An 18,756-nucleotide genomic window follows, 5' to 3' on the forward strand; every position below is an offset into this window, starting at 1 on the left:
GCCCGGCGGTTATGCGATCGGGTAGGGCCAGGGATTGAACCGGCAGGTCAGGCCGTCCGCCTTGACGGTTCCCGGGTCGAACTTGGCGGCGTCGTCGTTCGAGGTGGAGAACGTCTGCTGCATCATGATCGGCGCCAGCTTTCCGTTGGCCTCGCAGGCCTCGTGCCGCTGGTAGCCGATGGCGTGACCAACCTCATGGTTGATCAGGTACTGCCGATAGGAGCCGATGTCCCCCTGGAACGGCACCGCGCCGCGGACCCACCGGGCCTCGTTGACGAACACCCTGGGCTGGTTCCCGTCGTAGGACGGGTTGTAGCACGACGATTCCAGCTCGATGTCGTACCCGCAGCCCTCGCGCACCGTCATCGGGGAGGTCAGCGACACCCGGAAATCGGGTTCGACGCCACTGCCTGCATCCAGGCGGGTGAATGCGAACAGCCCGTTGTGCGTCCAGCTCTTCGGGTTGGCCAGGGTCTCACTGACCATGTGGGCGAAACCTTCGTCGCCGCCGAATGCGGTGGTGTCCACGCCGTCCTCGACCTCGACGGTGTAGGTGAAGGATTTCGTGGTGCCTTCACCGATCTTGGGGGTGGTACCCGGCACGATCCGCCAGGTCCGCGCCCCGGCCTCGGTGAACTGACCGCCTGCGGGCAGGATCCCGGTGGGCAGGTTCGCATCGAACTGGGTCAGGCCTTTGGGCGGTGCACCGATGATCGCGGTGCTGGCCACGTCGATGGTGGGCGGGCCCTGCACCGGACCCTCCTCCTCCTGGGCGGAGTGAGGGGCGCTGGTGCCCGTGATGGTCTGGTACATCACCACCACGGTCAGCACGATCAACACCGGCAACGCGTATGCGCGCCAGCCGTAGGTGGACACGAAGCGGCCGATCCACGTCTGCTTACGCCACTGCTGGTGGTCGTCCCGATTGGATCTCGCTCGTCCTGAATCGGCGGCAATCGGATCTCGCTGAGCGCGTAGCGGCTCCCGCCACTCATTGCGTAGCGCCGGGACACGGCCACCCCCGCGACGTCCCGGGTCGTAGGTCACCGGACCAGAATGGCACAGACTCCTGTGGATCGGTTCTCAGCGCAGCTATGCCGTGACCTCGCCGGTGTCATTTCGAAACTCGTGCTCGTTTCTCGAGCGACCGCGCGGCGAAAGTGGACCGCCACGGTAGTAGTGTCGGTGCGATCAGCGGCTCGGCAGAACATGTCCAAGTGCGCCAGAGCAATACAGATTGAGGACCTGATGAGCGATCTCGCCAACACCGCCGAGAGGAGAGGTGACAAGCCGGCGACCGGTGGTCGACGCGGCAACCGTCTGCCTCGTGATGAGCGGCGTGGACAGCTGTTGGCAGCCGCCAGTGAGGTGTTCGTCGAGCGCGGTTACCACGCGGCGGGCATGGATGAGATCGCCGAACGCGCGGGCGTGAGCAAGCCTGTTCTGTATCAACACTTTTCGTCGAAGCTCGAGCTGTACCTCGCGGTGCTGCAGCGTCACGTCGACAATCTCGTCTCCGGTGTGCGCCAGGCGCTGCGCACCACCACCGACAACCGGCAGCGGTTGCGCGCGGCAGTCGAGGCGTTCTTCGATTTCATCGAGCACGACAGCCAGGGCTACCGGCTGATCTTCGAGAACGACTATGTCAGCGAGCCACAGGTGGCGGCGCAGGTGAAGGTCGCCACTGAGGCGTGCACCGACGCGGTGTTCGATCTGATCAGCCGGGATTCCGGTCTGGAGGCGCACCGCGCCAGGATGATCGCGGTCGGATTGGTGGCCATCAGCGTCGACTCGGCGCGGTACTGGCTGACCAATGAGCGACCGATCGACCGGAACACGGCCGTGGATGGCACGGTGCAGTTCGCCTGGGGCGGACTGTCACACGTGCCACTCACCCGGTCCTGATCTCAGGCGGATTCCGCTCCGACCCCGAAACCAACCCGGCGCACATCCGCGGCGCCGATCTCGACGTAGGCGATCCGGCTGTTCTGCACCAGGAATCGCCGCCCCTTCTCATCGGTCAGCGCCAGCACACCCGAATCCTTGGCGAGTGCCTCGGTTACCTGCTGCTCCACCTCGGTGGGTGTCTGCGCGCTGTTGAAGGTGAGCTCGCGCGGGCTGTCCGTGACACCGATTTTGACCTCCACGCTGGACCCTTCTTTCTTTCTCGCGTCGTTTGTCGACTTCCCTGAGCAGGCTAGTGGACGGTGGGGACCCGCCGCCGCCAGCGGTCCGGCCCGGAGGTACGCCGTGCGCGAAACGCAGATACCGAACCGAGTCCGGACCGTGACCGACACGCACCGAGCTCAACCTCATCTGTCACTTCTGCCTCGATAGCATCAGTTCCGATATTGGACGAGACGACTGGGGCACCCGCATGACCAGGCATTATTCGCCGTACGACACCACCCCGACCGAGCGGTACGGGGACCGCCCGTATGAGCCGAGCGGGTACTCCGGCCACACCCCTGACTACAACACGGACTACTCGGCCGACGCCGAGACGGACTACGGGTACGACGCCGACTACGACGACGAGGTCACGTTCTACGAAGACCCCATCGACCGGCGCTGGATCTGGGTGGCCGCCGTGGCCGGCGCGATCCTGCTGGTCGCGGTGATCTGCACCGTGGTGATCCTGGGCGGCGGCGACAGCGGCTCGGTATCGGCCACGCTGACCTCGCCCTCGGCGCAGCCGACCCAGACCACCCAACCGGTCCAGGACGCCACCACGAAGCCGGTCCCGCCGCGGGCAGCGCCGACGGCGCCGCTGTCACCCGAGACCGTCACCACCTTGACGCCGGCACCCAGCGCGACGGCCGCACCCGCGCCCGCCGCGCCGCCCGAGGCGGCACCGCCCGCGGGCATGGCCACCCCGAACGCCGTCACCTACCGGGTGACCGGCAACCGCCAGCTCATCGACCTGGTGACCATCGTCTACACCGACGAACAGGGCGCGCTGCAGACCGACATCAACGTCGCGCTGCCCTGGGCCAAGACGGTGGTGCTCAACCCGGGTGTCACGCTCAAGTCGGTGACCGCGACGAGCGTCGCAGGGCAGCTCAACTGCTCGATCACCGACGCGTCCGGCGCCGTGCTCGTCGCCCAGGCCAACAACACCATGATCACCACCTGCACGCAGTAGCGACCGAACCGAGCAGTGCCGACTGGGTCTGGCGGAACTACGCCAGGCCCAGTTCCTGCATCCGGGACTGGTGGGTGTTCTGCAGCCGGCTGAAGAACTCGGCCAGCTGCGTCAGGCCCTCACCGCTGGACATCACGAGGTCGACGAGTTCGTCGTGATCGGCCAGCACGAACTGGGCCTGGGTGACTGCCTCTCCGAGGAGGCGACGCGCCCACAGTGCGAGCCGGTGCCGCTGACGATCGCTGGCCGTCACCGCGGCACGCACCTCGGCGACCACGAACTGCGAATGTCCGGTTTCGGACAGCACCGCACGCACCACCGTGGCCACCTGCTCGGGCAGTGCGTCGGCGATCTCCAGGTAGAAGTCCGCGGCGAGCGCGTCGCCGATGTAGGTCTTGACCAACGCCTCCAGCCACGTGCTCGGCGTGGTCATCCGGTGATAGTTCTCCAACGCCGAGGCGTACTTCGTCATCGCGGGAACGACGTCAACTCCCCTGTGCTCCAACGCATCCCGCAACAGCTCGTAATGGCCCATCTCAGCGGCGGCCATACTCGCCATGTTGATCCGGCCGCGCAGGTTCGGCGCCATGCGCGCTTCTTCGGTGAGCCGGTAGAACGCGGCGACCTCGCCGTAGGCCAGCACCGCGAACAATTCGTTGACCCCGGGATGATCCGCCGTCACGCCTGAGTCGACCGGTTCGACGATCTGGTCCGCGGCAGGCTGAGGCGAATTCATGAGGCCAACTCTAGACGCCGTCGGGGCACCGTGATCTGCTGGCAAATGGGTCCAGATCCCGCGACCAGCTACAATGGCATCTGGTAACGGCTTCGAGCCGACTGTTTCAGCGCCCGAACCGCTACCAGGAAATGTGCGTGCACGCAGTTGGCCCGCCCTGTGGAGCTGGGCCCAACGGATCGGCAGCGCCGACGGATATGAACCGTATCCGGGCGAACCCGACCGTTTCACCGTCAAACTCGTGTGCGCTGGATGCCCATGAGGTTTGACAGTGAAAGGCCACCTCCTCCAACCATGACTCATGTAAATAAAACGTTTGCCGAGCTCGGCGTCCGCGACGAAATCGTCCGGGCACTCCGCGAAACCGGTATCGAACATCCCTTTGCCATCCAAGAACTGACGCTCCCGCTGGCGCTGGCCGGCGACGACCTGATCGGTCAGGCCCGCACCGGTATGGGCAAGACCTACGCCTTCGGTGTCCCGCTGCTGCATCGCATCTCCACCGACGAAGCCCGCCCGCTCAACGGCACCCCCCGGGCCTTGATCGTCGTGCCCACCCGTGAGCTCTGTATTCAGGTCTATGGCGACCTCGCCGGAGCAGCCAAGTATGTGACCACGGGCGACCGGAAATTCGCGGTGACCTCGATCTACGGCGGACGCCCGTACGAGCCCCAGATCGAAGCGCTGCGCAAGGGCGTCGACGTCGTCGTCGGCACCCCGGGCCGACTGCTTGACCTGGCACAGCAGGGACACCTGCAGCTGGGCGGTCTCTCCGTGCTGGTGCTCGACGAGGCCGACGAGATGCTCGACCTGGGCTTCCTGCCCGACATCGAGCGCATCTTGCGGCTGACCCCCGACGACCGGCAGTCGATGCTGTTCTCGGCCACCATGCCCGACCCGATCATCACGCTGGCCCGCACGTTCATGAACCAGCCGACCCACATCCGGGCCGAGGCCCCGCACTCGGCGGCGACCCACGACACCACCGAGCAGTTCGCCTACCGGGCCCACGCCCTGGACAAGTCGGAGCTAGTCAGTCGCATCCTGCAGGCCGAGGGCCGCGGCGCCACGATGATCTTCACCCGCACCAAGCGCACCGCACAGAAGGTGTCCGACGAGCTCGCCGAGCGTGGGTTCAAGGTCGACGCCGTACACGGTGACCTAGGCCAGGGTGCCCGCGAGAAGGCCCTGAAGTCGTTCCGCACCGGCGCCGTCGACGTCCTGGTCGCAACGGATGTCGCGGCGCGCGGTATCGACATCGACGACGTCACGCACGTCATCAACTACCAGTGCCCCGAGGACGAGCAGGCCTACGTGCACCGCATCGGACGCACCGGCCGCGCCGGCAAGACCGGTGTCGCGATCACCCTCGTCGACTGGGACGAACTGGCCCGGTGGGAAACGATCGACAAGGCGCTGAGCCTGAATTGCCCCGATCCGGCAGAAACCTATTCCAGCTCACCGCACATCTACGAGGAGCTGGGCATCCCGAACGATGCCACCGGCCGGATCGGCGAACCGCTCAAGGCCAAGGCCAAGGCCAAGCGCAGCCCCGACGAGAAGCGCATCTCCTCGACGGACGAGGATCGTCCGGCCAGGACCAGGACCCGCAGCCGCCGGCGTACCCGCGGCGGCGAGTCGGCCACCGGGCATCCGGAGGGCACCACGGCTCCGGCGCAGGACAGCGCCGATGCCGCACCGGTGACCGAGTCGGACGACACCGCGGGCGAAGCGTCGACCGCCGCACGTCGTCGTCGCCGGCGCCGTCCCCGGAAGGCCGAGACCGCCACGGCCGGCTGACGCCGGAAGGAAGACCTGACGGCACCAGTCCATGGTCAAACCCGAACGCCGCACCCGCGGCGACATGGCCGCCGCGGCGGCAATCGTGGCGATCGTCGCGCTGGCGGCCGGCCTGATCTGGTGGACCAGTGATGCACGGGCCACCATCAGCCGGCCCGCCGCATCACCGGTTCCGTACCTGACTCCGGCGCGCGAAGTGCCTGCCGGTCTGCAGGAGCTGTGGACCACCGCAAGTCCGAAGACCACCGAACCCGTGCTCGCCGGCGGGTCGGTGGTGACCGGCGACGGATCCACCGTCGAAGGCCGCGACCCCGTCACCGGAGCGGTGTTGTGGAGCTATGCCCGCGACCTCGAACTGTGCGGTGTGACAGCGGTGTACCAGTACGCCGTCGCGGTGTATCCGGATGTCCGTGGCTGCGGACAGGTCAGCACCGTCGACGGCAAAACCGGCACGCGCGGGCCGGCCCGCACCGCCTACGCAGACCCCGAGGTCCGGCTGTCCTCCGACGGCTCCACAGTGCTCTCTGCCGGGGACAGCCGCCTCGAGCTGTGGCGATCCGACATGGTCCGGATGCTGTCCTACGGCGCGCTGGACGCGCGCATCAAGCCCGACGTACCGGCATCACCGGTGTGCCGCCAGTTGTCGGCGGCGGCGAGTTCCTCAGCGGTGTCGGTGCTGGAATCCTGCCCGAAGAGCAAGTTCATCCGGCTGACGCTGCTGCGCCCGGCCGACGAAGAAGACACTCCCGACGTGCGCTACGTCGAGTTGCAGGACATCACCGACGAATCCGGGGCCCAGGTGGTCGCGGTATCGGGCACCACCACCGCGGTGTACCTGCCCACCCCGAAGCCGATGGTGAACGTCATCGACGAAACCGGTAAGACGCTCGCCAGCCTGCCGCTGGCCAAACCGGCCGCGCCGCAGTCGACCACCACCCGCGCCGGGGACCTGATCAGCTGGTGGACCGGCGACTCGGTACTGGTCTTCAGTACCACCGGGACGGCCGGCCTTCAGTACAAGTTCACCGTGACCCCATCCGGACCGCATTTCCCCGTCGGGCCTGCCACGGTGATGGCCGGGCAGCTCCTGGTTCCGGTCAACGACGGTTATGACGTCTTCGATCAGCAGACCGGCACCGGGCAGCGCCACATCGCACTGCCCCGCACGCCCAGTGTGTCGCCCGTGGTACCGGTGGTGGCCGGAGACACGGTGCTCGAACAGCGCGGCACGCAGCTGGTGGCACTGGGCCCTGAATGAGGCCCGGCCTGGCCCCGGCTCAGCCGATGTCGATCACGATCACGGTCGTGTTGTCGCTGCCGCCGGCATCGTTGGCCACCTGAACCAACCGCCGTGCGGCAACCTCGGGTTCGTCATCGACGGCGGCACCTGCGATGTCGGCGTCCTCGGCTCCGGCGAACAATCCGTCACTGCTGATCAGGAACCGGTCACCGGGACGGCAGTCGAGATCGAACAGATCGGGCCTGATGAAGGGGCCGATGCCCAGCGCCCGGGTCAGCAGGTGACGGTGCGGGTGGAAACGGGCCTCCTCCCGGGTGATCTCACCGGCCCGCACCAGCTCACCCGAGACGCTGTGATCGTCGGTGAGCTGACACATCACCCCGTCGCGAATCCGGTTCAGCGGCGAATCCCCGATGTTGACGGCCATCGGTCCGCCCTGCTCGTCGCCGAAAATCGCCACCACCGTGAGCGTTGCGCCCGAGCTGGTACCCGACGCGCTGACGTGTGCGAAGACCTGCTCGTTGGCCCGCTGCACCGCGCCGATGAGCCCGTCGCGGTCAGGTGCGGCGGCGAATCCGGCGGCCAGTACCTCGACCGCGATCCGGCTCGCGTGCTCGCCGGCGGGCCCGAAACCGTCGGCGACCGCATATAGGATGCCGTCGGCGAGCAGTGAATCCTGGTTGCTCTCCCGTACCGGGCCCTGATCGGTGGCCGTCGCGGACCGTAACACCGAAGCCATCCAGATCGTCCTCTCGTCACTCCGGTGACCCCCTGCCACCAGAGAAGTGTGAGCGAGCAGCGCGCCGCGAGCCATCACGAGGGCCTCACGGCGGTGCGCATATTCATCATCGAGCGCCGTCCGCCAGGCAGCCAGTTGCTGCTCGGTGGGGTCCCGCAGGAATCCGGCGATCTCGGCGACCGGTATCCGGGCTCCACGGAGCAACCCCACCGTCCGAGCCTGAGCAATCTGGCCCCGCGAGTAGTACCGATATCCCGTGAGTTCATCGACTGCGGCCGGCACCAATGCCCCCGACGCCGCATACGAACGCAACATCTTCGCCGACAACCCGGTCCGGGCCGCGAACTCCCCGATGCTCAGCAGGTCTTCGTTCATGTCGTCAGCATCGGGTCTGCCCGTAGGAGAAGGTCAAATAGGGCCCTAGACCACCTCAGGCGTGAAAGTCGGAAGCTTCTTGCCGGACTTCCAGTGCTTGAGCAGGGCCTGGGCCAGCTCGCGGTAGGCCAGCCCGCCCTTGCTCTTACGCCCGGCCAGCACCGAGGACCCCGACGCGCTGGCCTCGGCGAACCGGACCGTACGCGGAATCGGCGGGGCCAAGACCGGCAGCTCGTACCGGTCCGCGACGTCCAGTAGCACGTCACGGCTGTGGGTGGTGCGGGAATCGTAGAGCGTCGGCAGCGCGCCCAGCAGCGCCAGCTCGGGATTGGTGATCTGCTGCACGTCGGTGATGGTGCGCAGGAACTGGCCGACACCGCGGTGCGCCAAGGTCTCGCACTGCAACGGCACGATCACCTCGTCCGCGGCGGTCAGGCCGTTGAGTGTCAGCACGCCGAGCGACGGCGGACAGTCGATGATCACCACGTCGAAATCGGATGCGACCTTGGCCAGGGCCCGCTTGAGCGCATACTCGCGCCCGGCCCGCATCAACAGCATGGCTTCGGAGCCCGCCAGGTCGATGTTGGCCGGCAGCAGCGTCATCCCCTCGGCCGTCTCGACCAGGGCCGCCCCCGGCTCGACGTCGCCGAGCAACACCTCGTGTACCGATACCGGCAGCTTGTCCGGGTCGTGTCCCAATGAAAACGTCAGACAGCCTTGCGGATCCAGATCGACCAGCAGCACCCGCCGCCCCTGCTCGGACATCGCCGCACCCAGCGACGCCACCGTAGTCGTCTTGGCTACCCCACCCTTTTGATTGGCGACCGCTAATACTCGCGTCACACCTTCATCCAAGCACGCTCTCGGCGGCATTGCCGGAACGTGCGGCAGAATCGCCGTTGTGAGCGACCGCCTGCACCGCCTGATCCTGCTCCGCCACGGCGAGACCGAGTGGTCGGCGACCGGCAGGCACACCGGCCGCACCGAACTGGAACTCACCGAGACCGGGCGCGAGCAGGCCGTACTGGCCCGTCCCGCACTTGCCGAGCTGCAGCTGACCGACCCGCTGGTGATCAGCAGCCCGCGGCGCCGCGCGCTGGCCACCGCCGAGCTGGCCGGCCTGCACGTCGATGCGGTCGACCCCGTGCTGTCCGAGTGGGATTACGGCGACTACGAGGGACTGACCACGCAGGAGATCCGGCAGACCGTGCCCGATTGGCTGGTGTGGACGCATGGCTGTCCCGGCGGGGAGACCGTCGCACAGGTCACTGAGCGTGCCGATCGGGCCGTGGCGACGGCGCTGGAGCATGTGCCCGACCGGGATGTGGTGTTCGTCGGGCACGGGCATTTCTCCCGCGCGATGTTGACCCGCTGGGTGGAACTGCCGGTGGCCGAAGGCATCCGGGTATCGATGGTGCCCGCTTCTCTCGCGGTGTGCGGTTTCGAGCACGGTGTACGCCAGATCACCGCGCTGGGTCTGGCCGGTCACCCCAACCCCTGCCTGTCGCAGTGAATCCGTCGTTCGTGTTGGCCGGTCCGTCCGGCGCCATCCTCGCCGAAGGTGTGCGCGCCGGATTCGCCGACATCACCGACGCCCAGGAAGCACTACGCGCTGGAACACCAATTGTGCTGGGCGCCTTGCCATTCGACCTGACATCGCCCGCTGCCCTCTACGAACCCGAGACGGTTCGGTTCACCGAGGCACTGCCGGGCTGGCACGCCAGCCCGCCTCCGGCAGTGGTGGATCGCGAAACCCTGCCGCCCGGCCCGGTGCACCGAGGGCGGGTGGCCGAGGCGATCCGTCAACTGCGCGACCCGCAGATCCCGATCGACAAGGTGGTACTGGCCCGCGCGCTGCGGCTGACAGCGGACGCCCCGTGGGACGTGCGAAGTGTGCTGCGCAGGCTGGCCGACGCCGACCCGGCCGCCACCGTCTACCTGGCGGATCTGTCCGCGGCCGGCGGTGCCCACACCGGCACCGCCCTGGTGGGTGCCAGTCCTGAGCTGTTGGTGGCGCGCGAGGGCGAGAAGGTGATCTGCCAACCGTTCGCCGGGTCGGCACCACGGTCGGCCGATCCGCAGATCGATGCGGCCAACGCGGCCGCGCTCGCCGCATCGGCCAAGAACCGCCATGAGCATCAGTTGGTGGTCGACGTCCTGCGCCAAGCTCTTGATCGGTTGTGCGTGGATCTGCGGATCGCCGAAGAGCCCGAGCTGCACGGCACCGACGCACTGTGGCACCTGAGCACCCCGGTGGTGGGTAGGTTGCGCGAAAAGCAAACCACAGCAATCGATCTGGCGCTCGCGCTGCATCCCACTCCCGCCGTCGGCGGGGTTCCGGCCGACCGCGCCGCGGCCTTGATCGGCGAACTGGAGGGCGATCGCGGGTTCTACGCCGGCGCCGTCGGCTGGTGCGACAGCCAAGGAGACGGGCGCTGGGTGGTCTCGATCCGCTGCGCGGTGTTGTCCGCGGACCGATACACGGCGCTGGCCAGTGCCGGCGGCGGTATCGTCGCCGAATCCGATCCAGATGACGAAGTCGACGAGACCACCACGAAATTCCGAACCATCCTGACTGGACTAGGGGCGACATGAGCGAGTTGATCCGCCGGGCGCGGCCCGGCGACGAGGTCGAGATCACCGCGATGATTCGCGAGCTGGCCGAGTTCGAACGGGCCGCAGACGAGTGCACGGTGACCGAAAAGCAGATGCACACAGCACTTTTCGGTGACCGCCCGGTGGCGTATGCGCACATGGTGGAGATCGACGGGCAGGTTGCCGCGACCGCGGTGTGGTTCCTGAACTTCTCCACCTGGGACGGCGTCGCCGGACTCTACCTGGAGGACCTCTACGTGCGTCCGGCATTCCGGCGTCGCGGACTGGCCCGGAAACTGTTGTCCACGTTGGCCGGTGAATGCATCGAGCAGGGTTACACCCGGATGACCTGGGCGGTGCTGAACTGGAACGTCAACGCCATCGCGCTGTACGACGCCGTCGGCGGCAAGCCGCAGACCGAGTGGACCACCTACCGGGTCTCGGGACCCGAGCTTTCGTCACTGGCCGGAGAGAGTCGCGGGCCGCAGTAGCCCTCAACATTGCGTTGTAGGCGCTCCCGTCGCTGCGAGCCGGACCGGAGCCCCGGCCCGGCTCGCAGCCTCGATCAACGACACGTCCCGCACCGCACCCTGATCCGCCGAGAGAGCCATCGCGGCGTAGGCCCGCAGTGCCGGGGACACCTCGCGGTCCCGGCGCCTGGGCCAATACCCACCGCCCTGCTCCAGCCCGCGTCGGCGCTTGTCGAGTTCAGCCGCGTCGACCTGTAATTCGATGCGGCGGGCCGGGATGTCGATGTCGATGCGGTCCCCGTCCTGCACCAGCGCGATGACGCCACCGGCCGCGGCTTCCGGGGAGATGTGCCCGATCGACAAGCCCGACGATCCGCCGGAGAACCGCCCGTCGGTGATCAACGCACACACCTTGTCGAGGCCCACGCCCTTGAGATACGAGGTGGGATAGAGCATTTCCTGCATTCCCGGCCCTCCCCGCGGGCCTTCGTACCGCACCACGACGACGTCGCCGGGCCGCACCCGGCCGGTCAGGATGACGTCTTGCGCCTCCTCCTGGGATTCGACGACCACCGCGGGCCCGCTGAAGCGCAGGATCGACTCGTCGACGCCGGCCGTCTTGACCACGCACCCGGCCTCGGCGATGTTGCCCCGCAGGATCGCCAGCCCACCGTCCGCGGAATACGCATGCGCGACATCACGGATACAGCCCGACTCCGCATCGAGGTCGAGGCTCTCCCAGCGGCAGGACTGCGAGAACGCCGAACTCGACCGCACCCCACCGGGCGCGGCGTAGAACAGGTCGACGGCGTCGTCCGAGACCGTGGGCGATCGCAGATCCCACTCATCGAGCCACGCGGTGAGCGAACCAGAATGGACCGCATGCACATTGGTATCGAGCAGGCCCGCGCGCAACAGCTCGCCCATCACAGCGGGGATGCCGCCTGCCCGGTGCACGTCCTCCATCAGATACCTGCCGTTGGGCGCGACCTTGCAGATACACGGAATTCGCGTCGAGAGGGCCTCGATGTCGGCGAGGTCGAAGTCAACCTCGGCCTCGCGTGCGGCGGCCAGCAGGTGCAGGATCGTATTCGTCGACCCACCCATGGCGATGTCGACCACCATGGCATTGGAAAAAGCTGCGGCAGAGGCGATGTTGCGCGGCAGAGCGCTCTCGTCGTTCTCGTCGTAGTAGCGCCTGGCCAGTTCCATGACCGTCGCACCGGCATCCTCGTAGAGCCGGCGGCGGGCGGTGTGGGTGGCCAGCGTCGTGCCGTTGCCCGGCAGCGCCAGCCCGATCGCCTCGGTGAGGCAGTTCATGGAGTTCGCGGTGAACATGCCCGAGCACGATCCACAGGTGGGGCACGCCGCGGCCTCAACGCGCTCCAGATCGGCGTCGGAGACTCCGGGAGCGACCGCGTCGGCCATCGCCGAGATCAGGTGCAAGCCGGTGCGCACCGTGCCGTCGACGAGCGTCGCTGTGCCGCCCTCCATGGGTCCACCGGACACGAACACCGTGGGCACGTTCAACCGCAGCGCGGCCATCAGCATGCCGGGAGTGATCTTGTCGCAGTTGGAGATGCAGACCAGTGCGTCCGCCCGGTGGGCATTGACCATGTATTCGATCGAATCGGCGATCAGGTCGCGTGAGGGCAGCGAGTACAACATCCCGCCGTGACCCATGGCGATCCCGTCGTCGACGGCGATCGTGTTGAATTCCCGCGCGATTCCGCCGGCTGCCTGCACAGCCTCGGACACAATGCGCCCTACCGGCTGCAAGTGCGTGTGGCCGGGCACAAACTCGGTGAAACTGTTGGCGATCGCGACGATCGGCTTGCCTATGTCGGCGCCGGACACACCGGCGGCGCGCAGCAAGGCCCGCGCGCCTGCCATGTTCCGGCCGTGGGTGACGGTCCTGGATCTCAATTCGGGCATGGCGCCCATGGTTGTGGATACTGCGCGCCGGGCGAAGACGGTCTTGGCTCTAGTACTGCCACTACCCGTCCTAACATTGAGCGATGTCCAATCAGGCCGCCCGCGCAGAACTGGGCGGGTTCCTGCGGATACGCCGGGAGTCGGTGGACCGCTCTGAGCACGGTCTGCCACCGATCAGGGGCCGCCGCAACGGCTTACGCCGTGAGGAAGTGGCGTTCCTGTCGTCCATCAGCGTCACCTGGTACACCTGGCTGGAACAGGGCCGAGACATCAACCCGTCGCGGCAGGTGCTCGACGCCATCGGGGAAACACTGCGGCTCTCCCCCGCCGATCAGACGTATCTGTTGTCACTGGCCGGGTTTTCGCCGAGTGGCGCACAATCGCCGCCCGACTCCGGCGAACCGCCAGAGCACCTGCACCGGTTGCTCGAGGCGTTCGGCCGTTCGCCGGCCTTCGCCATCGACCCGGATTGGGAGATCACCGCGTGGAACCGCGCATACGCGGCGCTGTATCCGAGGGTGCGCGCGGTGTCTCACGAGGACCGGAATTTGTTGTCACTGGTGTTCACCGATCCGTCGATCAGGGTGCTGATGCCCGATTGGGAGGTGGAGAGTCGACGGTTCGTCTCGGAGTTCCGTATCCAGAATGGCGGCCGACTCGGCGAACCCACCGTCGCCGGCCTGCTCGATCGGCTGCGCACGAGAAGTCCGGAATTCGATCGCATCTGGGATGACCACACCATCGAGGGCTTTCAGACCCGGATCCGGCGCTTCGATCACTCGGTGACCGGCGAAATCGAACTGGAGTATCACCGGCTCACCCCGGCCGACCTGCCGGACCTGAACATCGTCGTCTACACCCCTGCCGACGCTACCGCGGCCGGCCGGCTCGAGCGGCTCGTCGCCGCCGAAGGACAGGCGTGATGCTCAGTCGCGCCGGGTGATCCAGTCCACCGAGGACGGGCTGAACAGCAGACCCAGCGTCACCAGGGCGAGCAATCCGACCAGGACGCCGTACACGACGTGGTGCGAGGTGATCACGTACCAGGCCACGGGCAGCAACAGCAGGTTGGTCAGCACCGCGATCCCCCGGCCCCAGCGCCGAGCGGTGATCAGCGCCCAACCGCCGGCGAGCACCCCGGCACCGATCAGCGCGAACCAGATCGCGGTGCCGTAACCGCTCACGATGTGCTGGTCGGCACCGGCAACCGCGCGCACCAGGAGCACGACCGCCATGATCAGCGCGGCGACCCCTTCGGCGGCGGTCAGAAATCCTGCGTACCGGATGGAGGGAGGCTGGATCACGACTGCCGCTCCGCGAGGTAGCGCACCGCGTATTCGTATCCGGCCGGACCCGCTCCGGCGATCACCACCTGCGCGACGGCCGACACGTACGAGTGGTGCCGGAACGGTTCCCGGGTGTGGATGTTGCTCAGGTGCACTTCCACGACCGGTAGTTCGGCGGCACTCAGCGCGTCGCGGATCGCCACCGAGGTGTGGCTGTAGGCCGCGGGATTGATGATGATGCCCGCGCAGTCACCACGGGCCGCCTGGATCGCGTCGACGAGCACGCCCTCGTGGTTGCTCTGCACCGCGCGGACCTCGAAGCCGAACCCGGCGGCCACCTCGGCCACCCGCTGCTCGATCTGAGCCAGGGTGGTGGACCCGTAGATCTCGGGCTGCCGGGTGCCGAGCATGTTGAGATTCGGTCCGTTGACGAGCAACAGACAAGGCTTCACAGGGCGTTCGGTCACCTCCGTACGGTACCGGCGCAGGGGTCCCCGCAGGCAAGACGCAGGCCTGCCACACTGACCGCGTGTCGAGCGTCAACCTCTGCCCGTGCGGTACCGGCCGCGCCTACACCGACTGCTGCGGGCCGCTGCACGCCGGCGCCCGCCCGGCCCCGACTGCCGTCGCACTGATGCGGTCGCGGTTCAGCGCCTTCGCCGTGGGCGACGTCGACTATCTGCTGACCTCGTGGCATCCCGACACCCGTCCGGCCGATCTGACCCTCGACGGGACCATCACCTGGCGGCGATTACAGATCGTCGACACCGACGCGGGCGACGAGGCCGACGCCACCGGCGTGGTCGAGTTCCGCGCCCAATACGTTCACGGCGACGGCCGGCACATCCTGCATGAACGCAGTCGTTTCGAGCGGGTGAAAGGTGAGTGGCGCTACGTGGACGGAGAGATCTTCGAATAACGGCGGGACACCTCGCCCGGTTAGGCTCATGCCCCGTGCGTGCCGTGCTGATCGTCAACCCGAACGCCACCTCGACCACCCCGGCGGGTCGTGACCTGCTCGCCCATGCGCTGGAAAGCCGGGTGACGCTGACCGTCGAACACACCAACCACCGAGGTCACGCCATCGAGATCGCCAGTGACGCCGCCCGTGACGGGGTGGATGTGCTGATCGTGCACGGCGGCGACGGCACGGTCAACGAGGTGGTCAACGGCGTGCTCGGGGACTGTGGAACCCGCCCCGATGCCGGCCTGGCCCCCGCGGTGGCCGTCGTCCCGGGAGGTTCGGCCAACGTCTTCGCCCGGGCGCTGGGCATCAGCCCCGATCCCATCGAGGCCACCAACCAACTCGTCGACCTGCTCGGCGGCTATCGGATGGGTCGTCCGTGGCGCCGGATCGGCCTGATGGACTGCGGCGAGCGCTGGGGCGTGTTCACCGCGGGCATGGGCGTGGACGGTGATGTGGTGGCGGCCGTCGAGGCCCAGCGCGAGAAGGGACGCAAGGTCACCGCATCGCGCTACATCCGGGTGGCCATACGCGAGTTCCTGGCCAGCGCCCGCAAGGAACCGACCCTGACGCTGCAGCTGCCGGGCGCCGACCCGGTCGGCGGGGTGCACTTCGCGTTCGTATCGAACTCCAGTCCGTGGACGTATGCGAACAGCCGCCCGGTGTGGACGAACCCCGATACGACGTTCGACACCGGCCTGGGCGTGTTCGCGACCACGAGCATGAACGTCTGGGCGAATCTGCGACTGGTCCGGCAGATGGTGGCACGCAATCCGCGCCTGGAGGCCAAGCATCTGATCCGTGACGACAACGTCTCGTCGGTCACCGTGACGAGTAACACGCCTGCCGCGTGCCAGATTGACGGAGATTACATCGGCGAGCGCGAAACCATGACGTTCACGTCGGTCCCCGAGGCGCTGAGCGTCGTCGCACCGACGAAGAAAACTGATTGACCTGCGCAAACACACCGTTTAAGGTGGAATTAGGGCGCAGCTAGTTTGGAAGTGTAGTACACAGGAGCGAGGGGCTGGGACACCGACCCCGCCAGTGACTTTGCCCACGTGTTAACTCAATGCTATTGACATCTGTTCAGCCTGTGAAAGCATCAATGCAACAGTGCAGAAACATTCGTGTGCACGCGTTAACAGCCGAAGAAAATCTAGTGCGCTTCGCCGCGCACGCATGACATGTCTAACGAGGAGTTTGATCATTATGGATTGGCGCCACAAGGCCGTCTGTCGCGACGAAGATCCGGAGCTGTTCTTCCCCGTGGGAAACAGTGGCCCGGCGCTTGCTCAGATCGCTGACGCGAAGCTGGTGTGCAACCGTTGCCCCGTAACCACTGAGTGCCTCACCTGGGCCTTGGACTCCGGCCAGGACGCCGGCGTGTGGGGCGGGATGAGCGAGGACGAGCGTCGTGCGCTCAAGCGTCGCAACGCCCGCACCAAGGCCCGCACCGGAGTCTGACCCTTCGGTCCAGATCCCGACGCAAGCTATGGCCCCGACGAATGTCGGGGCCATAGCTTATTTTGGTGACAATTTCCGTAGCAAATTGCGTAATTGTCGTCACATTTCGTATTGACGCAACTTCGTAATTACTTCAGTGGTACTGACGTCCCACTGTGGAGGTCCTGTGAACCCCGCCGGCCGGCCTCACTGAATCCCGCGTCCGCGCCGCCCGATGGGCACCCGCAGCACCACATCGGTTCCTCCGGAAGCGACGTCGTGCATGCCCAGCGAGCCGTCCAATTCCGCCGTCACCAGCGTGCGCACGATCTGCAGACCCAACCGGTCGGACTTCTCCAGGCTGAACCCGTCGGGCATTCCCCGCCCATCGTCGTGCACCACGACATCGAGCCAGCGGGCCGACCGCTCGGACCTGATCGTCACGCACCCCTGCGGCGTATTGGCGTCGAAGGCGTGCTCGATGGCGTTCTGCACCAATTCGGTGATCACCATGATCAGCGCAGTCGCGCGATCGGCATCGAGCACACCGAGCGCACCGTCGCGGTTGATCCGGATCGGGGTGTCCACCGAGGCGACATCGTTCATGATCGGCAGGATCCGGTCGATCACCTCATCGAGGTTGACCTCCTCGTCGACCGACATCGACAACGCGTCGTGCACCAACGCGATCGAGGACACCCGCCGCACCGATTCGATCAGTGCCTCGCGGGCCTCCAGATTGTTGGTCCGGCGTGCCTGCAGCCGCAGCAGGGCCGCCACAGTCTGCAGATTGTTCTTCACCCGGTGATGGATCTCCCGGATGGTGGCGTCCTTGCTCAGCAACGCGCGGTCACGGCGTTTGACCTCGGTGACGTCGCGGATCAGGACAGCGGCACCGACCGCGTCGCCGTGCACGACCAGCGGCAGGGTCCGCAACAACACCGCCGCACCACCGGCGTCGACCTCCATACGCATGCTGGAACCGCCGGCCAGCGAGTCCCGCACGTGGTTGGCCAGTTCCTGGGCCTCGAACGGGTCGGAGATCAACGGACGGGTAACGGTCACCAGATTGTGCCCGTCGAGTTCGGAGGCCAGCCCCATCCGGTGATAGGCCGAGATGGCGTTGGGGCTGGCGAACACCACGTCGCCGACCCCGTCGAGGCGGATGAACCCGTCGCCCACCCGCGGGCTGGAACGCGACATGGCCAGATCGCCGACATTGGGGAAGGTGCCCTCGGACAGCATGTGCAGCAGGTCGCTCGCACAGTCCAGGTAGGCGCCCTCCAGCGGGCTGGCCATCCGGCGGGTGGCCAACGCGGTCTGGTGGGTCAGCACCGCCACCACGTGATCACGGTGCCGCACCGGCACCGCTTCCACGTTCAGACCGGGCAGATCGGGCGAATGTCGTTGTGTACCACCATTTCCCCGACCGATCGCCCCGGACTCGAAAGCCGTGGTGACGACGGGGAGGTCTGCGGCCGCCGCGAGCGTGCCGACCGAGTCGGCGAGCAATACGGTGGGGGCGGTGTTGGGGCGCACCTGCGCGACACACACCAGGACGCCGTCGTCGCGGCGCACCCACATCAAGTAGTCGGCGAACGACAGGTCGGCCAACAGCTGCCACTCCCCGACCACCGCATGCAGGTGGTCGACCGCGCTGCCGGGCAGCACGGTGTGCTCGGCGAGCAGGTCACCGAGAGTGGACATCAGCCACCGCGCACACGAGGAGCAGAACTGGGCACCGTCTCGCGGGTCAGTCGATCACCGCGATGAGATCGCCGGCCTGGATCACGTCACCCTCGGCGACGTTGACCTTGGTCACAGTGCCCGCGACCTCGGCGAGGACCGGGATCTCCATCTTCATCGACTCGAGCAGCACCAGGGTGTCCCCCGCACCGATCTGATCGCCCTCGTGAACCACGACCTCAAGCACACTGGCCACGATTTCGGCGCGAACGTCCTCGGCCATCTTCACCCCACTTCACTACGGCTGCTAACCCGACTACTTCTGCGGCCTATATCGAA

General features: G+C 67.0%; 21 protein-coding genes. 11 read left to right on the top strand and 10 right to left on the bottom strand.

Annotated elements, in window-relative coordinates; genetic code table 11:
- Nucleotides 1-9 precede the first annotated feature (9 nt).
- A complete protein-coding gene (locus EH231_RS22335; protein WP_090432808.1) occupies nucleotides 10-1,047 on the bottom strand; it encodes a DUF3152 domain-containing protein in 1,038 nt (345 codons plus the stop codon).
- A 201-nt stretch (nucleotides 1,048-1,248) separates the two neighbouring features.
- On the opposite strand from EH231_RS22335, the gene EH231_RS22340 reads away from it, so the two are divergent.
- Nucleotides 1,249-1,905: an HTH-type transcriptional activator FasR gene (locus EH231_RS22340; RefSeq protein ID WP_055119841.1), complete on the top strand. Its 657-nt coding sequence runs from the start codon at nucleotides 1,249-1,251 to the stop codon at nucleotides 1,903-1,905.
- A 2-nt stretch (nucleotides 1,906-1,907) separates the two neighbouring features.
- Here EH231_RS22340 and EH231_RS22345 read toward each other — a convergent pair whose 3' ends face one another.
- Complete coding sequence (locus EH231_RS22345; RefSeq protein WP_044516780.1) at nucleotides 1,908-2,147, bottom strand: DUF3107 domain-containing protein; 240 nt, start codon at nucleotides 2,145-2,147, stop codon at nucleotides 1,908-1,910.
- A gap of 230 nt (nucleotides 2,148-2,377) precedes the next feature.
- On the opposite strand from EH231_RS22345, the gene EH231_RS22350 reads away from it, so the two are divergent.
- Nucleotides 2,378-3,145 (top strand): hypothetical protein, encoded by a 768-nt coding sequence (locus EH231_RS22350; protein WP_124713358.1) that lies wholly within the window; start codon nucleotides 2,378-2,380, stop codon nucleotides 3,143-3,145.
- Nucleotides 3,146-3,182: 37 nt separating this feature from the next.
- On the opposite strand, the gene EH231_RS22355 is transcribed toward EH231_RS22350, so the two are convergent.
- Entirely contained in the window at nucleotides 3,183-3,881 is a 699-nt protein-coding gene (locus EH231_RS22355) for a ferritin-like fold-containing protein (RefSeq protein WP_090432804.1), read from the bottom strand.
- Nucleotides 3,882-4,175: 294 nt separating this feature from the next.
- Here EH231_RS22355 and EH231_RS22360 point away from each other — a divergent pair, with 294 nt between their 5' ends.
- Nucleotides 4,176-5,681: a DEAD/DEAH box helicase gene (locus EH231_RS22360; protein WP_124713359.1), complete on the top strand. Its 1,506-nt coding sequence runs from the start codon at nucleotides 4,176-4,178 to the stop codon at nucleotides 5,679-5,681.
- 31 nt (nucleotides 5,682-5,712) lie between these two features.
- Entirely contained in the window at nucleotides 5,713-6,939 is a 1,227-nt protein-coding gene (locus tag EH231_RS22365) for an Rv3212 family protein (protein WP_124713360.1), read from the top strand.
- Nucleotides 6,940-6,958: 19 nt separating this feature from the next.
- Here EH231_RS22365 and EH231_RS22370 read toward each other — a convergent pair whose 3' ends face one another.
- Both EH231_RS22370 and EH231_RS22375 read right to left on the bottom strand, forming a co-directional pair.
- The gene (locus EH231_RS22370; RefSeq protein ID WP_090432798.1) at nucleotides 6,959-8,035 is read right to left on the bottom strand and encodes a MerR family transcriptional regulator; all 1,077 of its coding nucleotides are present in this window, start codon (nucleotides 8,033-8,035) and stop codon (nucleotides 6,959-6,961) included.
- 45 nt (nucleotides 8,036-8,080) lie between these two features.
- Nucleotides 8,081-8,908, bottom strand: coding sequence for a ParA family protein (locus EH231_RS22375; RefSeq protein WP_044516768.1), 828 nt, complete (start codon nucleotides 8,906-8,908; stop codon nucleotides 8,081-8,083).
- Nucleotides 8,909-8,936: 28 nt separating this feature from the next.
- Here EH231_RS22375 and EH231_RS22380 point away from each other — a divergent pair, with 28 nt between their 5' ends.
- The 3 genes from EH231_RS22380 to EH231_RS22390 are packed head-to-tail and all read left to right on the top strand — an operon-like array spanning nucleotide 8,937 to nucleotide 11,121.
- A complete protein-coding gene (locus EH231_RS22380) occupies nucleotides 8,937-9,548 on the top strand; it encodes an acid phosphatase (RefSeq protein WP_124713361.1) in 612 nt (203 codons plus the stop codon).
- Nucleotides 9,545-10,630 (top strand): isochorismate synthase, encoded by a 1,086-nt coding sequence (locus EH231_RS22385; RefSeq protein ID WP_090432794.1) that lies wholly within the window; start codon nucleotides 9,545-9,547, stop codon nucleotides 10,628-10,630. The genes EH231_RS22380 and EH231_RS22385 overlap by 4 nt, the downstream gene beginning before the upstream one ends.
- Nucleotides 10,627-11,121, top strand: coding sequence for a GNAT family N-acetyltransferase (locus EH231_RS22390; protein WP_124713362.1), 495 nt, complete (start codon nucleotides 10,627-10,629; stop codon nucleotides 11,119-11,121). The genes EH231_RS22385 and EH231_RS22390 overlap by 4 nt, the downstream gene beginning before the upstream one ends.
- A 3-nt stretch (nucleotides 11,122-11,124) precedes the next feature.
- Here EH231_RS22390 and ilvD read toward each other — a convergent pair whose 3' ends face one another.
- Nucleotides 11,125-13,035, bottom strand: a complete 1,911-nt coding sequence (ilvD, locus tag EH231_RS22395) for a dihydroxy-acid dehydratase (protein WP_124713363.1) — start codon at nucleotides 13,033-13,035, stop codon at nucleotides 11,125-11,127.
- An 83-nt stretch (nucleotides 13,036-13,118) separates the two neighbouring features.
- Here ilvD and EH231_RS22400 point away from each other — a divergent pair, with 83 nt between their 5' ends.
- Nucleotides 13,119-13,958, top strand: a complete 840-nt coding sequence (locus EH231_RS22400) for a helix-turn-helix transcriptional regulator (protein WP_124713364.1) — start codon at nucleotides 13,119-13,121, stop codon at nucleotides 13,956-13,958.
- 3 nt (nucleotides 13,959-13,961) lie between these two features.
- On the opposite strand, the gene EH231_RS22405 is transcribed toward EH231_RS22400, so the two are convergent.
- Nucleotides 13,962-14,339, bottom strand: coding sequence for a hypothetical protein (locus EH231_RS22405; RefSeq protein ID WP_164480984.1), 378 nt, complete (start codon nucleotides 14,337-14,339; stop codon nucleotides 13,962-13,964).
- The gene (locus EH231_RS22410; RefSeq protein ID WP_064871854.1) at nucleotides 14,336-14,731 is read right to left on the bottom strand and encodes a type II 3-dehydroquinate dehydratase; all 396 of its coding nucleotides are present in this window, start codon (nucleotides 14,729-14,731) and stop codon (nucleotides 14,336-14,338) included. Before EH231_RS22410 ends, EH231_RS22405 begins: the two co-directional genes overlap by 4 nt.
- 119 nt (nucleotides 14,732-14,850) lie before the next feature.
- Here EH231_RS22410 and EH231_RS22415 point away from each other — a divergent pair, with 119 nt between their 5' ends.
- From EH231_RS22415 to whiB1, 3 genes are all read left to right on the top strand, one after another.
- The gene (locus EH231_RS22415) at nucleotides 14,851-15,240 is read left to right on the top strand and encodes a YchJ family protein (RefSeq protein WP_090432788.1); all 390 of its coding nucleotides are present in this window, start codon (nucleotides 14,851-14,853) and stop codon (nucleotides 15,238-15,240) included.
- 35 nt (nucleotides 15,241-15,275) lie between these two features.
- Complete coding sequence (locus EH231_RS22420) at nucleotides 15,276-16,238, top strand: diacylglycerol/lipid kinase family protein (protein WP_124713366.1); 963 nt, start codon at nucleotides 15,276-15,278, stop codon at nucleotides 16,236-16,238.
- 259 nt (nucleotides 16,239-16,497) lie between these two features.
- A complete protein-coding gene (gene whiB1 / locus EH231_RS22425) occupies nucleotides 16,498-16,752 on the top strand; it encodes a transcriptional regulator WhiB1 (protein ID WP_003882795.1) in 255 nt (84 codons plus the stop codon).
- A gap of 186 nt (nucleotides 16,753-16,938) precedes the next feature.
- Here whiB1 and EH231_RS22430 read toward each other — a convergent pair whose 3' ends face one another.
- The gene (locus tag EH231_RS22430; RefSeq protein WP_090432784.1) at nucleotides 16,939-18,438 is read right to left on the bottom strand and encodes a two-component system sensor histidine kinase PdtaS; all 1,500 of its coding nucleotides are present in this window, start codon (nucleotides 18,436-18,438) and stop codon (nucleotides 16,939-16,941) included.
- Nucleotides 18,439-18,484: 46 nt separating this feature from the next.
- Nucleotides 18,485-18,700 (bottom strand): biotin/lipoyl-binding carrier protein, encoded by a 216-nt coding sequence (locus tag EH231_RS22435; RefSeq protein WP_003882798.1) that lies wholly within the window; start codon nucleotides 18,698-18,700, stop codon nucleotides 18,485-18,487.
- Between the last annotated feature and the right edge of the window lie 56 nt (nucleotides 18,701-18,756).

This window comes from Mycolicibacterium nivoides (assembly GCF_003855255.1).
GTDB lineage: Bacteria > Actinomycetota > Actinomycetes > Mycobacteriales > Mycobacteriaceae > Mycobacterium > Mycobacterium nivoides.

What these genes read in the sequence shown, in the direction of transcription:
- EH231_RS22340 (WP_055119841.1), top strand. Translation starts at nt 1,249, where the DNA reads ATGAGCGATCTCGCCAACACCGCCGAGAGGAGAGGTGACAAGCCGGCG.
- EH231_RS22350 (WP_124713358.1), top strand. Translation starts at nt 2,378, where the DNA reads ATGACCAGGCATTATTCGCCGTACGACACCACCCCGACCGAGCGGTAC.
- EH231_RS22355 (WP_090432804.1), bottom strand. Translation starts at nt 3,881, where the DNA reads ATGAATTCGCCTCAGCCTGCCGCGGACCAGATCGTCGAACCGGTCGAC.
- EH231_RS22360 (WP_124713359.1), top strand. Translation starts at nt 4,176, where the DNA reads ATGACTCATGTAAATAAAACGTTTGCCGAGCTCGGCGTCCGCGACGAA.
- EH231_RS22365 (WP_124713360.1), top strand. Translation starts at nt 5,713, where the DNA reads ATGGTCAAACCCGAACGCCGCACCCGCGGCGACATGGCCGCCGCGGCG.
- EH231_RS22370 (WP_090432798.1), bottom strand. Translation starts at nt 8,035, where the DNA reads ATGAACGAAGACCTGCTGAGCATCGGGGAGTTCGCGGCCCGGACCGGG.
- EH231_RS22375 (WP_044516768.1), bottom strand. Translation starts at nt 8,908, where the DNA reads ATGCCGCCGAGAGCGTGCTTGGATGAAGGTGTGACGCGAGTATTAGCG.
- EH231_RS22390 (WP_124713362.1), top strand. Translation starts at nt 10,627, where the DNA reads ATGAGCGAGTTGATCCGCCGGGCGCGGCCCGGCGACGAGGTCGAGATC.
- ilvD (WP_124713363.1), bottom strand. Translation starts at nt 13,035, where the DNA reads ATGCCCGAATTGAGATCCAGGACCGTCACCCACGGCCGGAACATGGCA.
- EH231_RS22400 (WP_124713364.1), top strand. Translation starts at nt 13,119, where the DNA reads ATGTCCAATCAGGCCGCCCGCGCAGAACTGGGCGGGTTCCTGCGGATA.
- EH231_RS22410 (WP_064871854.1), bottom strand. Translation starts at nt 14,731, where the DNA reads ATGCTCGGCACCCGGCAGCCCGAGATCTACGGGTCCACCACCCTGGCT.
- whiB1 (WP_003882795.1), top strand. Translation starts at nt 16,498, where the DNA reads ATGGATTGGCGCCACAAGGCCGTCTGTCGCGACGAAGATCCGGAGCTG.
- EH231_RS22430 (WP_090432784.1), bottom strand. Translation starts at nt 18,438, where the DNA reads ATGTCCACTCTCGGTGACCTGCTCGCCGAGCACACCGTGCTGCCCGGC.
- EH231_RS22435 (WP_003882798.1), bottom strand. Translation starts at nt 18,700, where the DNA reads ATGGCCGAGGACGTTCGCGCCGAAATCGTGGCCAGTGTGCTTGAGGTC.